Below are 16,806 nucleotides of genomic sequence, written 5' to 3'. Positions count from 1 at the left end.
ACATCCGGAGATTCCTGCATGAGACCGATAGTGCTGGCCGCTGCCCTTTGGATGGCCTTGCCCGCTGCCGCACTGGCCGGGCCGGCTTCGAACGCCGTGAAGTTCTTTTATGTGCCTGAAGTGAAATTCGAAGGGGATGCCAAATACCGCGACCGCTTCACCGAGCCGGTGACGAAACTCTTCGATCTCAACGACCAGGCGCAGAAAAACAAGCCCGATGAGGTCGCTTGCCTCGACTTCGATCCCGGCCTCGACGCTCAGGATTTCGACCAGAAGACGATTGCCAAGACATTGAAGCTGGCCGAGTCCGTCAACGGCGATACAGCCGAGGTGACGGCGACGTTCAGCCTTTTTGCGGAAGGCGATGAGTCCGAACGCGAAATGCTGTGGTCGTTGAAGAAAATCGACGGCAAATGGAAGATCGCCGACATCACTTCGAAGACCAGCAACTGGACGCTGAGCGCGCTCGAATGCATGCCGGATAAAGCGCCGGAGTGATGCAGGTGTTCCGCCGTCTCGCCCTGGCGCTGCCTACTCTGTGCCTGCTGGCGGTGGGTATGAGCGGCGCCGCCGCTCAAGGGCTGCTGGGTCCGCCACCCGCAAATGCCCCGGCCGAGACAGCGCCGGGCGGCGCACCGCCCGCAAATCAACCTGGTAATGCGGTGGAGCCGGCGACGCCACCTCTGGCATGGCCGCCATCCGAGCCGGCCGCGCCCGTCCTGCGGGGTTCGCCGACCGCGGTAATCAAACCGTTCTACGAACATATCGGCCTGGAGCTCGATCCGACCCAGCGCAAGAATTTCGTCGATCCGGCCAAGACCGTGCTCGACAAGAGCGATGCGCTGCGAGCGTCGGGGCAGGGCGAATGTCTCGACCCCAACATGGCGCTCGACAATGCCGATAACGACAAGCTTGCAATCGACAAGAGCCTGAAGAGCATCGAGGCCGTCAATGGTGATCAGGCCAAGGTGGTGGTCGCCTTCGTCGTCGAAGGCAATCAGCACCGGCTGGAGTGGAAGCTGAAAAAGGTCGATGGCGACTGGAAGATATCCGACCTGCTCTCGGTGACCGGCGAATGGGCGCTCAGCCAGTATCAGTGCGAATGAGCCGCCGACCGCTTCCGGGTGAGCGGCAATGACGCTTCGCGTTTTGCTCGCGATCGTGCTGGTCGGGCTCGGCGCTGCCGCCTGCGTCGTCTACTGGCACATCGGCACCATGCTGATCGCCCGCGAGCCTCGGCAAGCTCTGGCGGCACCGGGTGACCTGCCGGTTGAGCGCGTCGTGCTCGACCAAGCCGGCGCGCCCGAGCTTGTCGGCTGGGTGGCAGATCGAAAAGGCAGTTGCGGCTCGATCGTCCTGCTGCATGGGCGCGGCGCCAACAGGCTGGCCCTGGTTCAACGAGCGAAACTATTGTTCGATGCCGGCTATTCCATCGTCCTGTTCGACCTGTCGGGGCACGGCGAGAGCGGCGGCGCCATCCAGGGCTTTGGCTACACAGAAGGGCAGGACGCCGCCCGCATCATTGCCTTTGCCAGGCAACGTTTTCCCGGCGAGAGGCTTGGCGCTGTCGGCTCGTCACTGGGCGCCGCTGCCTTTGTCTTCGCGGCACCGCAAGCGCCTGCCGATGCCTATGTGCTGGAGCAGCTCTATGCGAGTTTGCGCGAGACAACGGCATGGCGCATGCCTTTCCACTTCTGGCGCGGGTTGCAGGCCGATGTGCTTTTGGCGCAGATGCCGCTCCGTCTCGGCTTGAGCGCCGACAACGCCAAGCCGGTCGACCGCCTCGGCAAGATCGGTGAACCGCTGATGCTGCTCGCCGGCAGCATCGATCCCTTCATCGATCGCGGGCAGGTGCTGGCGATGCGGAATGCCGCCGCCGACTCGCAACTGGTCTGGTTCGAAGGGGCAGGCCATGTCGACCTCTTGCGCTACGACCAGCCGCGCTATCGCGATGCGGTCCTTCCGTTCCTCGCAACGAAGCTGTGCCGAACCGGCGCCGCCAATGACTGACGCCCGTTCAGCCTCGGCCGCGATAGGGGGCAACACCGGTGTCGGGCAGCCAAGCGCCTTCAGGCGGCGCCCCCGTCTGCCAGAAGACATCGATCGGAATGCCGCCGCGCGGATACCAATAGCCGCCTATGCGCAACCACAGCGGCTTGGTCGCCGCCACAATGCGGCGGCCGATCATCACCGTGCAGTCTTCATGGAAAGCGCCATGGTTGCGAAACGAGGTCATGAACAGTTTGAGCGACTTCGATTCCACAAGGGCGGCGTCGGGTGCGTAGTCGATGACGATATGGGCAAAGTCCGGCTGGCCGGTGACCGGGCAGAGCGAGGTGAATTCCGGGCAGGTGAAGCGCACGATTGCCGGCGGCCCGTCGCCGCGCTGGAACGGCACGGTCTCCAGGACCGCTGCTTCAGGGCTCTGTGGCGTCTCGACGTGGGTGCCGAGCTGGGTGAGGGTTTTGGTGTCGATCATGAGCAATATTCCTTGAATTCGTGGCGCTCATTAGCATCGGACCGAAAACTGCGCATCGGTTTTCGGACAAATCCGATCCTTAAAATAAGAACACAATTTGAAAAAGCAGGAAGACGATGACCGCCAACGATCCGCTTCTCCAGCCCTATCAGCTCAAGCACCTGACGCTGAAGAACCGGGTGATGTCGACCAGCCATGAGCCGGCCTATTCCGAGGACGGCATGCCGAAGCAGCGCTATCGGCTCTACCACGCCGAGAAGGCCAAGGGCGGCATGGCGCTGACCATGACCGCCGGCTCGGCGATCGTCTCGCGCGACAGCCCGGCCGCCTTCGGCAATCTGCATGTCTATGACGACCGCATCGTGCCATGGCTGGCCGAGCTTGCCGACGCCTGCCATGAGCATGACTGCAAGGTGATGATCCAGATCACCCATCTCGGCCGCCGCACCGGCTGGAACAAGGCCGACTGGCTGCCGGTGCTATCGGCCTCGCCGGTGCGCGAACCGGCGCACCGCGCTTTTCCAAAAACCATCGAGGACTGGGACATCGAGCGCATCGTCGCCGACTATGCGTCGGCCGCCCAACGCTGCCAGGCGGCTGGCCTCGACGGCATCGAGTTCGAGGCCTACGGCCATCTGATGGACGGTTTCTGGTCGCCGGCCACCAACCACCGCGACGACGAGTTCGGCGGTTCGCTCGATAACCGGCTGCGCTTCACTGACATGGTGCTGGATGCGGTACGGACGGCGGTCGGCGAAAAATTCGTCGTCGGCATCCGCATGGTCGCCGACGAGGATTTTGAAAAGGGCCTGTCGAAAGCGGAGGGCGTCGAGATTGCCAAGCGGCTTGCTGGCTCCGGCAAGGTCGACTTCCTCAACATCATCCGCGGCTCGATCGAGACCGATGCGGCACTGACCAAGGTCATCCCGGTGACCGGCATGCGCTCTTCGCCGCACCTCGATTTCGCCGGCGAGGTGAGGGCGGCGACGAAATTCCCGACCTTCCACGCGGCGCGCATTTCCGATGTCGCCACCGCGCGCCATGCCATAGCGACAGGAAAACTCGACATGGTCGGCATGACCCGCGCCCATATCGCCGATCCGCACATCATCAAGAAAATCATGGAAGGCCGCGAGCACGAGATCCGCCCTTGCGTCGGCGCCACCTATTGCCTCGACCGCATCTATGAAGGCGGCGAAGCGCTGTGCGTCCACAATGCGGCGACCGGTCGCGAGGCCGAGATACCGCATATCATCGCCAAGACCGAAGGGCCGAAGCGGAAAGTCGTCGTCGTCGGCGCGGGCGCCGGCGGGCTGGAAGCCGCCCGCGTCATGGCCGAACGCGGCCATGACGTCACGGTGCTCGAAGCCTCCGGCCAGGCCGGCGGCCAGGTTCGGCTGGCGACGCAGAACCCGCGCCGCAAGGAGCTGATCGGCATCATCGACTGGCGGCTGGCCGAACTCGACCGGCTCGGCGTCGAGATCCGCTACGACACCTGGGCCGAGCAGGACGATGTGCTGGCGCTGTCGCCCGACGTGGTTGTGATCGCCACCGGCGGCCTGCCGCAAAACCCGCCGCTGACAGCGGGCGACGATCTTGTTACGTCGAGCTGGGACATCATGGCCGGCAGCGTCAAGCCGGCGGAGAACGTGCTGTTCTTTGACGACAATGGCGGGCACCAGGGCATGGGCGCGGCGGAGCTGATTGCCAATGCCGGGTCAAAGCTGGAACTGGTTTCGCCGGAACGCTTCTTCGCCCCGGAAATGGGCGGCATGAACCACGTTCCCTATATGCGTGCCTTCCAGGAAAAGGGCGTCACCATCACCATCAACACCAGGCTGCGCTCGGTGCGGCGCGAGGGCAACCAGCTGGTCGCCGAATTGGCCTCCGACTTTGCCGATGGCTGGCGCGGCGAAAGGCGGGTCGACCAGGTCGTGGTCGAGCATGGCACAGCTCCCCTCGACGATCTCTATCTCGCGCTGAAGCCGCTGTCGAAAAACGGTGGCGCGGTCGACTACGAGCGGCTCGTCGGCGGCGGCGACATTTTTCCGCAGCGCAACCCGCAGGGCAGCTTCGTGCTGTTGCGCATCGGCGACGCCGTCGCCTCGCGCAACATCCACGCCGCCATCTATGACGGCATCCGGTTCGGGATCAGGATTTGATAGGCCAAGGCATGATCCCGAGATTATGCTCAAAAACAGACGCGCAACGGACCTTTGCAAGGAGAGCCACCTTTGGTCCGTTGCGCGCTGCGCCCGGTCGGTTTTGCCGGCCGTGCGATTTCAAAACAGCTTAGCGGTCGCCATGCAAAACACGGTGATGACCAGCAGCCCGCCGGCCATGCGTTCGCCTCTGGTCATTTTCGCCCGCAGCTGGGTCTGTGTCGCAGCGTCGGCGCCGGCCAGCTGCCTGCTGGCGGAGGCGACAAGCGCGCCCTGCACGCCAGCGGCGATCAGCGCCGTCAAAATGCCCAGCGCCAGCACCTGCTCCATCGAGCCGAACGCGCCTTCATGAAAGAAATACCAGAGCAGTATGCCGGTCAGGAACGCCAGGCCGGAGGCGCCGAGCTGCGGTCGGATGAAGCGCTCCGCCTTGATCTCCGGATCGCGGGCAACCGCAATGGTTGTGCCGGCCCAGAACACGCCGGCCATGACGTGCAGGCCGATGGTGACGATATAGACATATTGCATGACCGCATTCCTCTCTGCCGCCCGCCGCGCGTCGCAGCATGCCGACGCCATCAATAAGACAAAGTTAGATATCTAACGATTAGATGTCAATCATGAAGTCACCTTTCATGTTCCAATCGCTTTGCTCTACTGTCAGGTCATGACACTGTTTGACCGGCCGCCCGTCGGCATGAATCTCGCCCGCACCTCGAAAGTGGTCGCGCAGGCTTTTGATGCCGCGATGGTCGAGGCCGGCGGCACGCTGCCGGTTTGGGTGACCTTGCTCTCGGTCAAGTCGAAGGAACTGGCGAACCAGCGCGAGCTTGCCGGGATGATCGGCATCCAGGGCGCGACGCTTACCCATCACCTCAACGGCATGGAGGCGCAAGGGTTGCTGACACGCCGCCGCGATCCGGAAAACCGCAGGGTCCACCAGGTGGCGTTGACGGAAGCCGGCGAAGCGCTGTTCGAAAAGTTGCGCCTCGCAGCCGTCGCCTTCGACAAGCGGCTGCGCGCCGGCATTCCCGATGACAGGCTGGCCGAATTCGCCGAGGTGCTGGCAGCACTTCGGGCGAATGTCGCGCCGGCCGAATGACCGACGCGGTCTGAGCCGCTATGCCAGATTGCCCTGCAACACCTTGAGCTTGGCTTTCTTTGGCCTGCGCGCCAGCAGCCATTCGCGCGCCTTGTCCTGAGGCATCGGGAAGGCGATGGAATAGCCCTGCACCTGGTCGCAGCCGATCGCCATCAGCGAATCGAGCTCGGCCTCGGTTTCCGCACCCTCGGCGACGATCGAGATGCCGAGGCCGCGCGCCAGCTCGGTGATGGCGCGCACGATCTTGCTGTTGTCGCCGTTCTCATTGATGTTCTGGACGAAGCGGCGATCGATTTTCAGCCGGTCGATCTCGTTTGGATTGACATGGCTGAGCGAGGCATAGCCGGTGCCGAAATCGTCGAGTTCCAGATGGACGCCGGCGGCGCGGATGTGGCGAAGCTTGGCCGCGATGCCGGTCTTTTCGTCATCGAGAATGACGGATTCAACGATTTCCAGCGACAGTTTGTCGGCCGACAGCCCAGCCTTCTCCAGCGTCGCGAACAGGAAGCGGTCGAAGTCGGGTTCGCGCAACTCGGTGCCCGACACGTTGACGGCAAGCCGCCCGAAGGCAATGCCGGCGCGATCCCATTCGGCCGCTTGCTCGATCGCCTTGGCAAAGACGATGCGGCCGATCTCGGGCATGAAGCCGCATTTTTCGGCGACGGGAATGAATTCGCCCGGCGAGATCATGCCGCGCTCGGCGTGTTTCCAGCGCACCAGCGCCTCGATGCCGCTGATGGCGCCGTTGGTGAGCGACACCTGCGGCTGGAAATAGACCTGGAAGGCACTCTCGGCAATGGCGACCTTGATGTCGTGCTCGAGCTGCTTGCGGTAATCGAGTTCGCGCCTGAGTTCCTCGGAGAAGAACGAGAAGCTGCCACCGCCAAGCTTCTTGGCGGAATAGAGCGCGAGGTCGGCGTGGACGAGCAGATCAGCCGCATTATCCGCGTCGATGGGATAGACGGCAATGCCTGCGCTGGCACCCGGAAGGATGGTCGTGCCCTGGAACATGATCGGCTCGTTGATCTGCTCGAGGATGCGCCTGGCCAGCATGTTGATGTCCTCGGTGCCGCCGGCGCCATTGAGGATCATCACGAATTCGTCGCCGCCAAGACGAGCGCACAGATCCGAGGCGCGGCAGGAATCGCGCATGCGTTGCGCGGTGACCACCAGCACATAGTCGCCGGCGGCGTGGCCGAGCGTGTCGTTGATTTGCTTGAACCGGTCGAGATCGAGCTGGATTACCGCCAGCCTCTCACGCCTGCGATGCGCCCCCTTGATCAGCGTTTCGAAGTGATCGGTCAGGAAGGTGCGGTTGTGGAGGCCGGTCAGCCCGTCATGCACGGCGATGAAGGCCATCGAATTGCGGGCGTCGATAAGCTCATGCGTCTTGCGCAGGATCGCCTTTGACATCGGCCGGAAGATGAAAAGTGCGACCAGCACGATGACGCCGATGGTGGCGTAGAACAAGGTGCGGTGGAGATCGAGGAGCTTTTCCGACCGCTCGTCGGCGAAGGCGCTGATACGCTGGCCAAGGGCGGCATAGCCCGACAGCGTCGCGTTGGCGACGGAGGCGTCGAGATTGACGCGCTCGCCGCCACCCTTGTAGGCGGCCTTGCCGGAGAGCTGGGACTCAAAGGACGAGATCAGCCTTTCGCCATTGGCGATAAGTCCGACCGAGAAATAGTCGAGGTGGAACGGCTTGGCGAACAGCACGTTTTCGATCGATTTTGGGTCGGACCGCGCCGGTGACAGGGGATCGGCCCCGGTCTGCTCGAGCAGTAGGTCGTAATTCGTCTCGAACTCGGTGGTCGCTTGCTTGAGCGCCGCAACCAGGGCCGGCTGCTTGTCGCGCGAGGCAGAGCCGGTTGCACTTGCCAGGAAGACGATGCGCTGCGACAGCGCCTTCTGGGTGCTGACGATATCGAGCAGAGTGTGGTTGTGCTGCTGGGCCGCCATCATCTGCTGCAGCAGGATGAAGGAGGCCATCACCATGGCCGCGATGATCAACAGCGCCAGCCAGTAGCCGGTCTTGATCAGCAGGATAAGTTTGCCCGAGACGGTTTGCGCCGGCTGCTGCGACATATTCTAGGTGACCCCTCGGTCAAACGATTTCCGCCACGGATTCATGGCGAGAAGACCATTGGCTTGAAAGGGTTAACAGGTCTCGAAACCGGCGGAATTGTTGCTTCAGCAGTGAACGAAAGCTGCCGGAATGGTTATCATGTCCTTTCGCGGCATGGCCTATTTGCACGCGTGCTACTCCAACACGCTGGTTTTGCGATCGGATCGCGCCAGGGTTGAGCTTGCCGCGCCACCGAAGCGGTCGCATTTACGGTGGATTTTTCATTCAGGGGGCGCGACAGTCGCCGCCAATCTCAATAGGACCTGATCATGAGCGCGGCATTCCTCTCCCACATCGACAATGAACTGCAAGGGTTGAAATCGGCCGGGCTCTACAAATCCGAGCGGGTGATCACCTCGACACAGTCGGCTGAGATCGAGGTCGGCGGCGACAAGGTGCTGAACTTCTGCGCCAACAACTATCTCGGCCTCGCCGACAGCGCCGAATTGCGTGACGCAGCCAAAGGCGCGCTCGACCGCTACGGCTACGGCATGGCCTCGGTGCGCTTCATCTGCGGCACGCAGGAAGAGCACAAGCAGCTTGAGGCTACGATCTCGTCCTTCCTCGGCCTGGACGACACCATTCTCTATGGCTCGTGCTTCGATGCCAATGGCGGCCTGTTCGAAACGCTGCTCGGCGAGGAGGATGCGATCATCTCCGATGCGCTCAACCATGCTTCGATCATCGACGGAGTGCGGCTGTCGAAGGCCAAGCGCTTCCGCTACGCCAACAACGACATGGCCGACCTCGAATCGCGGCTGAAGGAAGCGAAGGACTGCCGCTTCCGGCTGATCGCCACCGACGGCGTGTTTTCCATGGACGGCATTATCGCCAATCTGAGGGGCGTCTGCGATCTCGCGGAAAAGTACGACGCCATGGTTATGGTCGATGACAGCCACGCCGTCGGCTTCGTCGGCAAAAACGGCCGCGGCTCGGCCGAACATTGCGGCGTCGAGGGCAGGGTGGACATCATCACCGGCACGCTCGGCAAGGCGCTGGGCGGTGCGTCGGGTGGCTACACCTCGGGCAAAAGCCAGGTCGTCGACTGGCTGCGCCAGCGCTCGCGGCCCTACCTCTTCTCCAACACGCTGATGCCCGCGATCGCCGGCGCCTCGATCAAGGTGTTCGACATGATCCGCAAGGGCGACGCCTTGCGCGAGCGCCTATATGCCAATGCGGCGCGGTTCAGGTCCGAAATGGGCAAGCTCGGCTTCACGCTTGCCGGTGCTGATCATCCTATCATCCCGGTGATGCTGGGCGATGCCAGCCTGGCGCAGGAGATGGCGGCGCGCATGCTGAAGCGCGGCATCTATGTCATCGGCTTTTCCTTCCCGGTGGTGCCGAAAGGCCAGGCGCGCATCCGCACGCAAATGTCGGCGGCGCATTCCAGCGCTGATATCGACCGCGCCGTGGCGGCATTCGCGGCGGTCGGCAGGGAACTGGGCGTCATCCCCTGAGCCGCCAAAAGCGATTCCGGATCAAAGGATTCAAGGGACAAAAGAATGTCGAACATGATGAAGGCGCTGGTGAAGGCCAAGGCCGAACCGGGCATCTGGATGGAAGAGGTGCCGGTGCCGGAGATCGGCCCCAACGACGTCCTGATCAAAGTCAAGAAGACGGCGATCTGCGGCACCGACGTGCACATCTACAATTGGGACCAGTGGGCGCAAAAGACCGTGCCGGTGCCGATGGTGACCGGCCATGAATTCGTCGGCACGGTCGCCGATTTCGGCGCCGCAGTCACCGAATACAAGGTCGGCCAGCGCGTCTCCGGTGAAGGCCACATCGTCTGCGGCCATTGTCGCAACTGCCGCGCGGGCAGGGGCCACCTCTGCCGCAACACGCTCGGTGTCGGCGTCAACCGTCCCGGCGCCTTCGGCGAATATCTGGCGATCCCGCAGCACAATGTCGTGCCGATCCCCGACGACGTGCCCGACGAGATCGCCGCGATCTTCGATCCCTTGGGCAATGCCGTCCATACCGCTCTGTCCTTCGATCTGGTCGGCGAGGACGTGCTGGTCACCGGAGCCGGGCCGATCGGCATCATGGGCGCGCTGGTGGCGCAATGCGTCGGCGCGCGCAAGGTCGTCATCACAGACATCAATCCGGTGCGGCTGGCTCTGGCCAAAAAGCTTGGCGTCCAGCATGTCGTCGATGCGTCGAAGGAAAAGCTTAGGGATGTCATGCCGGCGCTCGGCATGACCGAAGGTTTTGACGTCGGTCTTGAAATGTCGGGCGCGGCCCCCGCCTTCCGCGACATGATCGACACCATGAACAATGGCGGCAAGATCGCCATTCTGGGCATCGCGCCGACCGGTTTCGAGATCGACTGGAACAAGGTCATCTTCAAGATGCTGCATCTCAAGGGCATCTACGGCCGCGAGATGTTCGAGACCTGGTACAAGATGATCGCGCTGGTGCAAGGTCCGCTGGATGTCAGCGGCCTGATCACGCACCGCATCGGCATCGACGATTTCCAGACGGGGTTCGATGCGATGAGGAGCGGCAGTTCGGGCAAGGTGGTGATGGATTGGTAGGGGCTGTCCGGTGAGACGTCAGCGCGAGGCACCCCCCTCTGTCCTGCCGGACATCTCCCCGCAAGGAGGGAGATCAGATGTTACGCGGGCTTTCGCCAATCCCCAACGTTGCAGGACGAGCGGTGCGCTGGAACCGCTAATCTCCCCCCAAGTGGGGGAGATGTCCGGCAGGACAGAGGGGGGCGCTGTCCCGTCAGCCTATCGGCTCACTTTTCTTTCAACGCACCCTCCAGCGCCGCGACGCCTGTAACGATCGCCGACCGCTCTTCCGCACTCAGCCTCTCCAGCAACTCCTGCTCAAACGCCTGCGCCAGCGGCACCATCTCGCGATAGGCTGCGAGCCCGGCTTTGGTCAGGGCCAGATGCTCGACGCGCCGGTCGTGCTCGTCAGGCGTTCTGGTCAGCCAGCGCCGTCGTTCAAGTTCGGCCACCGCCCGCGAAACCTTGGTCTTGTGCATGGCCGACTGCTCGCCGAGCGCCGTTGCCGTCATCGTGCCACGTTGTCCCAGCCCTGAAAGCGTACGCCATTCCGGCCGCGTCAGGCCGTGGCGGTCGCGGTAGATTTTTGAAAATTCGCGGCTGACGGCATCGGCAAGCCGGTAGAGCCGATAGGGCAGGAAGCTTTCGAGTTCGAGGATATCAGGTTCCATCTGCGCAACCGTGAACGCGTTCGCCGTTGATAGTTACATTTTCAATGGTTACAAATGAAACCAGTTTGGTCAACATCGCCGGCAAGCCGCATTCAGGAGGCCGGGATCAGGGAGGATCGGATGGCCTTTTCCTACATGCCGGGCTTCGGCAACGATTTTGAGACCGAAACCTTGCCCGGTTCGCTGCCGCAGGGGCGTAATTCGCCGCAGCGGCCGGCCTACGGGCTCTATGCCGAGCAGCTTTCCGGCTCGCCCTTCACCGCCCCGCGCGGCACCAATGAGCGCTCCTGGCTTTATCGCATCCGGCCGAGCGTCAAACACACCGGCCGCTTCAAGGCGGCCAGCTATCCTTTGTGGAAGACCGCCCCCAATGTCGGCGATCACGAGCTGGCGCTCGGCCAATACCGCTGGAACCCGGTGCCGATGCCGAAAGAGCCGACCGATTTCACCGCCGGTATGCGCACCATCACCACTGCGGGAGACGTGTTGGGCCAAAGCGGCATGGCAGCGCATGTCTATGTCGCCAACCGTTCGATGGTTGACGACCATTTCTTCAACGCCGACGGCGAGTTGCTGGTGGTGCCGCAGGTTGGCGCGCTGCGCTTCGTCACCGAGATGGGCGTCATCGAGCTGCGGCCCGGCGAGATCGCCGTGCTGCCGCGCGGTCTGGTGTTCAAGGTCGAGCTGGTCGACGCCGAAGTGCGCGGCTATGTCTGCGAGAATTACGGCGCGAAGCTGACGCTGCCCGACCGCGGCCCGATCGGCGCCAATTGCCTGGCCAATCCGCGCGACTTCAAGACGCCCTGTGCCTGGTTCGAGGAGAAGGAGACGCCGTGCCGGCTGACGGTGAAATGGTGCGGCAATTTCCATGTCACCGAGATCGGTCATTCGCCGCTCGACGTGGTGGCGTGGCACGGCAACTACGCCCCCTACAAATATGATCTGGCGACGTTTTCGCCGGTCGGGGCCATCCTGTTCGATCACCCGGATCCGTCGATCTTCACCGTGCTGACGGCGCCGAGCGGCGAGGAGGGCACCGCCAACATCGACTTCGTCATCTTCCCGCCGCGCTGGCTGGTGGCGGAGGACACGTTCCGGCCGCCCTGGTATCACCGCAACATCATGAGCGAGTTCATGGGCCTCATCCACGGTCAGTACGACGCCAAGGAGGAAGGTTTTGTGCCCGGCGGCATCAGCCTGCACAATCTGATGCTGGCCCACGGCCCCGACGCGCCTGGCTTCGAAAAGGCCTCGCGTGTCGAGCTGAAACCGGTCAAGCTCGACAACACGATGGCCTTCATGTTCGAGACCCGATTCCCGCAGATGCTGACCCGCTACGGCGCCGAGCTGGAAACAAGACAGGACAATTACATCGACTGCTGGTCTGACCTGAAGAAGCGTTTCAACGGCACGCCGGAGGGCGACTGGTCTTGAGGCCGATGAGCGACCGGCTGGTGTGTCTCGGCTCGAAAGGCGGCCCGGCGCTGCGGCCGGGCGGGCCATGGCCGAGCTCGTCGCTGCTGGAACTCGGCGGGCGAACCATCGTCGTCGATTGCGGGCTCGGCGTCACGCGCGGCCTGGTCGATGCCGGCATCAGCCTCAAGACGCTCGACCTGATCTTCATCACCCATCTGCATTCCGACCATGTGCTGGAACTGGGGCCGCTGCTGCACACCGCCTGGACCGCCGGTCTGGCCAAGCCGGTGACGCTGTTCGGACCGCCCGGCACCGCCCATTACTGGCGCCGTTTCTGCCAGGCGATGGAGTTCGACATCGAAATCCGCATCGTCGATGAAGGCAGGCCGGACATTCGCGGGCTGGTGTCGATCGTCGAATTCGGCGAGGGCGAGATTTTTGCGCAGCGCGGCCTCAAGGTCTCGGCGCTGCGCGTCGATCATCCGCCGGTGACCGATTGTTTTGCGCTGCGTTTCGACCATGATGGCAAAAGCGTCGTGTTCTCGGCCGACACCGCCTTCTTTCCGCCGCTCGCCGGTTTCGCCAAGAATGCCGACATTCTCGTCCATGAAGCCATGCTGGAAGAAGGCATTGAGCGGCTGGTCGCCCGAACCGGCAATGGCGCGCGGCTGAGGGAGCATCTGCTCGCCAGCCACTCGTTTGCTGAGGAAGCTGGCCGCATCGCCAGCGATGCCGGCGTCAAGAAACTGGTGCTCAATCACCTCATTCCGGCCGACGATCCTGGTATCGGCGAGGCCGACTGGATCGCCGCCGTCAGGAAATCGTGGGTGGGTGACTTGACGATTGCCCGCGACGGCCTTGTTGTGAACGTAGACGGCGCCAAAGCCGCATCAGGAGAGGAAACCGCATGAAGCTTGCCACATTGAAGGACGGGACGCGCGACGGAAAACTGGTCGTGGTCTCGCGCGACCTGACGCGCTTCACCGACGCCTCGTTCTTGGCGAGAACGCTGCAGGCGGCGCTCGACGACTGGCGGCGCATCGCCCCGCATCTGTCGACCATCGCGGAATCGCTGGAAAACAATGCGGTACCCTCGGCACGGTTTCATGAGCATGACGCCAATTCGCCGCTGCCTCGCGCCTATCAATGGGCTGACGGGTCGGCCTATGTGAACCATGTCGAGCTGGTACGCAAAGCCCGCGGCGCCGAGATGCCGGCAAGCTTCTGGACAGATCCGCTGATCTACCAGGGCGGCTCCGATTCCTTCATCGCCCCACGCGAGCCGATCCGTATGGCAGAGGAAGCCTATGGCATCGACATGGAGGCGGAAGTTGCCGTGATCGTCGATGACGTGCCGATGGGCGCCAGCCTCGATCAGGCACGCGCCGCGATCCGGCTGGTCATGCTGGTCAATGACGTGACGCTGCGTGCGCTCACTGGTCCCGAACTCGCCAAAGGGTTCGGCTTCTTCCAGTCAAAGCCGTCCTCGGCATTTTCGCCGGTGGCGGTGACGCCGGACGAATTGGGTGATGCCTGGGATGGCGGCAAGGTCAGCCTGCCGCTGCTCGCCGACCTCAACGGCAAGCCGTTTGGCCGCGCCAATGCCGGCGTCGACATGACTTTCGATTTCCCCGCGCTGATTGCTCATGCCGCGAAGACACGGCCGCTGATAGCAGGCACCATCATCGGTTCCGGCACGGTCTCTAACAAGCTGGATGGCGGGCCGGGTAAACCGGTGTCGGCGGGCGGCGCCGGCTATTCCTGCATTGCCGAACTGCGCATGATCGAGACCATCGAATCGGGCGAACCCAAAACGCCGTTCCTGCGTTTTGGCGACACAGTGCGCATCGAAATGAAGGACAAGACCGGCCATTCGATCTTCGGCGCCATCGAGCAGAAGGTCGAGAAATACCAGGCATAGCAGGGGCAATGCAATGACGGGCGAAGCGTTCTATTTGCTGGCCGGCGTCTGGGCGCTTGGGATTCTGGCGGTGTTCATCCAGGCAATCCGGCTGAGCTACCGCATCGAAGCGCGCTCGCCCGATCTCACAAACCGCAGCGGTTATCCCCGCAAGGCGATGATGTTTCACACCATCACCAACACCAATGTGGCGCGCGACGAGGAAACGCAGGCCATGCGGCGGCGCATGAACGGGCTTTTGCTGATCGTTGTCGCCGGCTTCGCGGTCATGGCGGCAGGCGTTGGCCTGGTCAGACGAATGAACTCGTGACCCTGCTCGACCATCTGCGCCGCATGGCCGACAACAATCTCTGGTCGAATGACCGGCTCTACCGCGCCGTGCTGCAGCTCAAGCCTGGCGAATTCGAAGCCGAACGCACCAGCTTCTTCCCGTCGATCAAGGCGACGCTCAACCACATACTTGCGGTCGACCATCTCTATCTCGATTTTCTGGAAGAGGGCGGCATCGGCGCTGCCGTCTATGACGACTACGTGCTGTTCGATGAGCCGCAGGCGCTGTTTGCCGCCCAAGCCGCGGCCGACCGGCGCCTGATCGCCTTTTGTGACGGGCTGTCGGCGGACGATCCCAACCGTCGCGTCATCACCGACCGGCGCGAGGACGGCATGATCCCCGAAAAGATCGGCGACATCCTCGCCAATGTCTTCCTGCACGACATCCACCATCGCGGCCAGGTGCACGCCATGCTGTCGGGCACGTCGGTCGCGCCGCCGCAATTGGACGAGTTTCTGCTCGATTATGATTTGAAGGTGAGGAAGGCGGAGGTCGAGTGGCTGGGATTGTGATCGACCAATCCCCGATGTTGGCGCTGCCCCTCATTGCCCTGCCGGTGTCCAGCCGATAGATGGGTAACAGAATGGACCGGGTACATAGGTAACACTTCTCTCCCCCTATGCGTCCGGCGCAGCGCCAAGCGGTTTGGTTGGCGCGGCGCTGCGGCGGACAAGCTTCATACGCCTGGTGTCGATGATGCCGAGCGGATGGGCATGGAAGGAGAGTGTCCATTCGCCGTCCTCGGTCTGCGCGGCTGCGACCGGCTCGCCGGCCAGCGCTTGCGAGACATAGATGAAGCCGCCATTCCACCTGATCTCACCATTGTGGCGCACACGTCGGATCGCAGCCTCGGCCGGATAGTCAGGCTCGGGTGGCGTTCTTGGCATGGCGCGCTGCGAGGGGCGGTAATGCTGGGCTGGTGTATCCATGGCGAGCGCCTCATGCGGACGCTCCTCATTGTAGCTGTGCCGGAACGCCTCGAAGGCCTGGCCCTGGGCCGTTCTGTCGGCCTGTGGCGCCTCGGCCAGCGGCAGCATGGTCAGATGGAAGCGCTCGTGGCGTCCGTTCTGCTGCGGCTTGCCGGGTGCGATCCGCTCCAGCACGATGTCGAGCTTGATGAAGCGCACCGCAAGCGGCGTCAGCCCGGTGACGCCGGCCGATGCGAAGGGTGGGCCGTTGTCACTTCTGAACCGATCCGGCAGGCCATGCTCCTCAAACAGCCGTTCGAACACCGGCCAAGCCTCGCTGTCGGCCGTCGATCCCGTCGCTTCGAGCGCCAGAAGATAGCGGCTCGACGCATCCATCACCGTCAGCGGTTCGCAGCGCCACCCGTCACGGGTCCGGAACCAGCCCTTGTGATCGCCAGTCCACACTGCATTCGGCCTCTCGGCTTGCGGCCACGGTCCATTGCCGCAGGCCCGCAGACGCGGCCGTTTGCGGGCGCTGACGAGCCCATGCCGCGCAAGGATCGCCCCCACCGTCGAGGCCGACGGCCAGATGACCTCGGGAGCCGTGCGCCTGAGCCGCGCCACGATCTTCTTCGGCCCCCACAGCGGATGCGTCTCCTTCGCCGCGACGATCCGCTCCACCAGATCAAGAGCTGTCGCCCGGCCATGATTGAGCGGGGCTCGCGGCAGGTCGTGCAAACCTTCCGGGCCTAGCTCCCGATAGCGTCCAAGCCATTTGTAGCCGGTCTTGCGTGAGATCGCGTGGGCCGCACAAAGCGCCACCATCGTCTCATCTCCAGAAAGACATTCAACAACAAACCGAAGCCGCTCGTCCATAATGCCAGTCTCTCGCCAAACCATCGCCGGTCCTGCGGCGGACAAGAAAACTGTCACCCATGCTATCGGTCCATTCTGTTACCTATCTATCCGGTTCGGACACCGGGCATTTCTCCCCGTATAGTGACGGGGAGAAAGAGGCTGGCCGCAACGCTGGCGCCATCTTCTGCGACGGTGATAGTTGGCGAAAGCAGCCGCGACAGCGTCCCTCGCCCCGTTCACGCAGGGCTGTCCGGGGAAAGTTATTCATAGGCGAAGTCCAACTGGTTTGGGGAGGTTCGGTTGCTTCGGCGGCTGGG

The 16,806-nt window shown here is 63.1% G+C and carries 17 protein-coding genes; 12 read left to right on the top strand and 5 right to left on the bottom strand.

All coding sequences use genetic code 11. The features are described 5' to 3' along the window. Positions 1–18 precede the first annotated feature (18 nt). Genes FJV77_RS11790 through FJV77_RS11780 form a run of 3 tightly spaced genes read left to right on the top strand, consistent with a single transcriptional unit; the run spans position 19 to position 2,010 of the window. Positions 19–498 carry a DUF3828 domain-containing protein gene (locus FJV77_RS11790; RefSeq protein WP_142866980.1) on the top strand — a complete coding sequence of 160 codons (480 nt, stop codon included), beginning with the start codon at positions 19–21 and terminating at the stop codon, positions 496–498. Between the two features lie 5 nt (positions 499–503). Next, entirely contained in the window at positions 504–1,106 is a 603-nt protein-coding gene (locus FJV77_RS11785; RefSeq protein WP_246691229.1) for a hypothetical protein, read from the top strand. A 28-nt stretch (positions 1,107–1,134) separates the two neighbouring features. Continuing rightward, positions 1,135–2,010: an alpha/beta fold hydrolase gene (locus tag FJV77_RS11780; RefSeq protein WP_142866979.1), complete on the top strand. Its 876-nt coding sequence runs from the start codon at positions 1,135–1,137 to the stop codon at positions 2,008–2,010. Positions 2,011–2,017: 7 nt separating this feature from the next. On the opposite strand, the gene queF is transcribed toward FJV77_RS11780, so the two are convergent. Further along, positions 2,018–2,479 carry a preQ(1) synthase gene (queF, locus tag FJV77_RS11775; RefSeq protein WP_023752051.1) on the bottom strand — a complete coding sequence of 154 codons (462 nt, stop codon included), beginning with the start codon at positions 2,477–2,479 and terminating at the stop codon, positions 2,018–2,020. Between the two features lie 116 nt (positions 2,480–2,595). On the opposite strand from queF, the gene FJV77_RS11770 reads away from it, so the two are divergent. Continuing rightward, entirely contained in the window at positions 2,596–4,641 is a 2,046-nt protein-coding gene (locus tag FJV77_RS11770) for an NADH:flavin oxidoreductase (protein ID WP_142866978.1), read from the top strand. A gap of 120 nt (positions 4,642–4,761) precedes the next feature. On the opposite strand, the gene FJV77_RS11765 is transcribed toward FJV77_RS11770, so the two are convergent. After that, positions 4,762–5,169, bottom strand: coding sequence for a hypothetical protein (locus FJV77_RS11765; RefSeq protein ID WP_142866977.1), 408 nt, complete (start codon positions 5,167–5,169; stop codon positions 4,762–4,764). A gap of 139 nt (positions 5,170–5,308) precedes the next feature. On the opposite strand from FJV77_RS11765, the gene FJV77_RS11760 reads away from it, so the two are divergent. Next, complete coding sequence (locus tag FJV77_RS11760; protein ID WP_142866976.1) at positions 5,309–5,743, top strand: MarR family winged helix-turn-helix transcriptional regulator; 435 nt, start codon at positions 5,309–5,311, stop codon at positions 5,741–5,743. An 18-nt stretch (positions 5,744–5,761) separates the two neighbouring features. Here the strand turns inward: FJV77_RS11760 and FJV77_RS11755 are convergent, their stop codons facing one another. After that, entirely contained in the window at positions 5,762–7,828 is a 2,067-nt protein-coding gene (locus FJV77_RS11755; RefSeq protein ID WP_142866975.1) for an EAL domain-containing protein, read from the bottom strand. A 309-nt stretch (positions 7,829–8,137) separates the two neighbouring features. On the opposite strand from FJV77_RS11755, the gene FJV77_RS11750 reads away from it, so the two are divergent. Continuing rightward, the gene (locus FJV77_RS11750; RefSeq protein ID WP_142866974.1) at positions 8,138–9,325 is read left to right on the top strand and encodes a glycine C-acetyltransferase; all 1,188 of its coding nucleotides are present in this window, start codon (positions 8,138–8,140) and stop codon (positions 9,323–9,325) included. Positions 9,326–9,370: 45 nt separating this feature from the next. Next, complete coding sequence (tdh, locus tag FJV77_RS11745; protein WP_023672918.1) at positions 9,371–10,405, top strand: L-threonine 3-dehydrogenase; 1,035 nt, start codon at positions 9,371–9,373, stop codon at positions 10,403–10,405. 206 nt (positions 10,406–10,611) lie between these two features. Here the strand turns inward: tdh and FJV77_RS11735 are convergent, their stop codons facing one another. Further along, positions 10,612–11,055, bottom strand: a complete 444-nt coding sequence (locus FJV77_RS11735) for a MarR family transcriptional regulator (protein WP_142866973.1) — start codon at positions 11,053–11,055, stop codon at positions 10,612–10,614. A gap of 120 nt (positions 11,056–11,175) precedes the next feature. Here FJV77_RS11735 and hmgA point away from each other — a divergent pair, with 120 nt between their 5' ends. The 5 genes from hmgA to FJV77_RS11710 are packed head-to-tail and all read left to right on the top strand — an operon-like array spanning position 11,176 to position 15,235. Beyond that, entirely contained in the window at positions 11,176–12,489 is a 1,314-nt protein-coding gene (hmgA, locus tag FJV77_RS11730; protein ID WP_142866972.1) for a homogentisate 1,2-dioxygenase, read from the top strand. Between the two features lie 5 nt (positions 12,490–12,494). After that, a complete protein-coding gene (locus FJV77_RS11725) occupies positions 12,495–13,382 on the top strand; it encodes an MBL fold metallo-hydrolase (RefSeq protein ID WP_185970298.1) in 888 nt (295 codons plus the stop codon). After that, positions 13,379–14,392 carry a fumarylacetoacetate hydrolase family protein gene (locus tag FJV77_RS11720; protein WP_142866970.1) on the top strand — a complete coding sequence of 338 codons (1,014 nt, stop codon included), beginning with the start codon at positions 13,379–13,381 and terminating at the stop codon, positions 14,390–14,392. Before FJV77_RS11725 ends, FJV77_RS11720 begins: the two co-directional genes overlap by 4 nt. 13 nt (positions 14,393–14,405) lie before the next feature. After that, positions 14,406–14,702, top strand: coding sequence for a hypothetical protein (locus tag FJV77_RS11715; RefSeq protein WP_142866969.1), 297 nt, complete (start codon positions 14,406–14,408; stop codon positions 14,700–14,702). Further along, positions 14,699–15,235, top strand: coding sequence for a DinB family protein (locus tag FJV77_RS11710; protein ID WP_142866968.1), 537 nt, complete (start codon positions 14,699–14,701; stop codon positions 15,233–15,235). The genes FJV77_RS11715 and FJV77_RS11710 overlap by 4 nt, the downstream gene beginning before the upstream one ends. A gap of 105 nt (positions 15,236–15,340) precedes the next feature. On the opposite strand, the gene FJV77_RS11705 is transcribed toward FJV77_RS11710, so the two are convergent. Then, entirely contained in the window at positions 15,341–16,531 is a 1,191-nt protein-coding gene (locus FJV77_RS11705) for a helix-turn-helix domain-containing protein (RefSeq protein ID WP_142866967.1), read from the bottom strand. Positions 16,532–16,806 lie beyond the last annotated feature (275 nt).

Source organism: Mesorhizobium sp. WSM4306 (genome assembly GCF_007003975.1).
In the GTDB taxonomy this organism is placed as follows: domain Bacteria; phylum Pseudomonadota; class Alphaproteobacteria; order Rhizobiales; family Rhizobiaceae; genus Mesorhizobium.
This window is presented reverse-complemented; position numbering and strand designations above follow the sequence as displayed.

Coding starts and splice junctions, on each gene's coding strand:
- FJV77_RS11715 (WP_142866969.1), top strand. CDS start 14,406: ATGACGGGCGAAGCGTTCTATTTGCTGGCCGGCGTCTGGGCGCTTGGG.
- queF (WP_023752051.1), bottom strand. CDS start 2,479: ATGATCGACACCAAAACCCTCACCCAGCTCGGCACCCACGTCGAGACG.
- FJV77_RS11760 (WP_142866976.1), top strand. CDS start 5,309: ATGACACTGTTTGACCGGCCGCCCGTCGGCATGAATCTCGCCCGCACC.
- FJV77_RS11780 (WP_142866979.1), top strand. CDS start 1,135: ATGACGCTTCGCGTTTTGCTCGCGATCGTGCTGGTCGGGCTCGGCGCT.
- hmgA (WP_142866972.1), top strand. CDS start 11,176: ATGGCCTTTTCCTACATGCCGGGCTTCGGCAACGATTTTGAGACCGAA.
- tdh (WP_023672918.1), top strand. CDS start 9,371: ATGTCGAACATGATGAAGGCGCTGGTGAAGGCCAAGGCCGAACCGGGC.
- FJV77_RS11750 (WP_142866974.1), top strand. CDS start 8,138: ATGAGCGCGGCATTCCTCTCCCACATCGACAATGAACTGCAAGGGTTG.
- FJV77_RS11725 (WP_185970298.1), top strand. CDS start 12,495: ATGAGCGACCGGCTGGTGTGTCTCGGCTCGAAAGGCGGCCCGGCGCTG.
- FJV77_RS11720 (WP_142866970.1), top strand. CDS start 13,379: ATGAAGCTTGCCACATTGAAGGACGGGACGCGCGACGGAAAACTGGTC.
- FJV77_RS11770 (WP_142866978.1), top strand. CDS start 2,596: ATGACCGCCAACGATCCGCTTCTCCAGCCCTATCAGCTCAAGCACCTG.
- FJV77_RS11705 (WP_142866967.1), bottom strand. CDS start 16,531: ATGGTTTGGCGAGAGACTGGCATTATGGACGAGCGGCTTCGGTTTGTT.
- FJV77_RS11790 (WP_142866980.1), top strand. CDS start 19: ATGAGACCGATAGTGCTGGCCGCTGCCCTTTGGATGGCCTTGCCCGCT.
- FJV77_RS11735 (WP_142866973.1), bottom strand. CDS start 11,055: ATGGAACCTGATATCCTCGAACTCGAAAGCTTCCTGCCCTATCGGCTC.
- FJV77_RS11765 (WP_142866977.1), bottom strand. CDS start 5,169: ATGCAATATGTCTATATCGTCACCATCGGCCTGCACGTCATGGCCGGC.
- FJV77_RS11755 (WP_142866975.1), bottom strand. CDS start 7,828: ATGTCGCAGCAGCCGGCGCAAACCGTCTCGGGCAAACTTATCCTGCTG.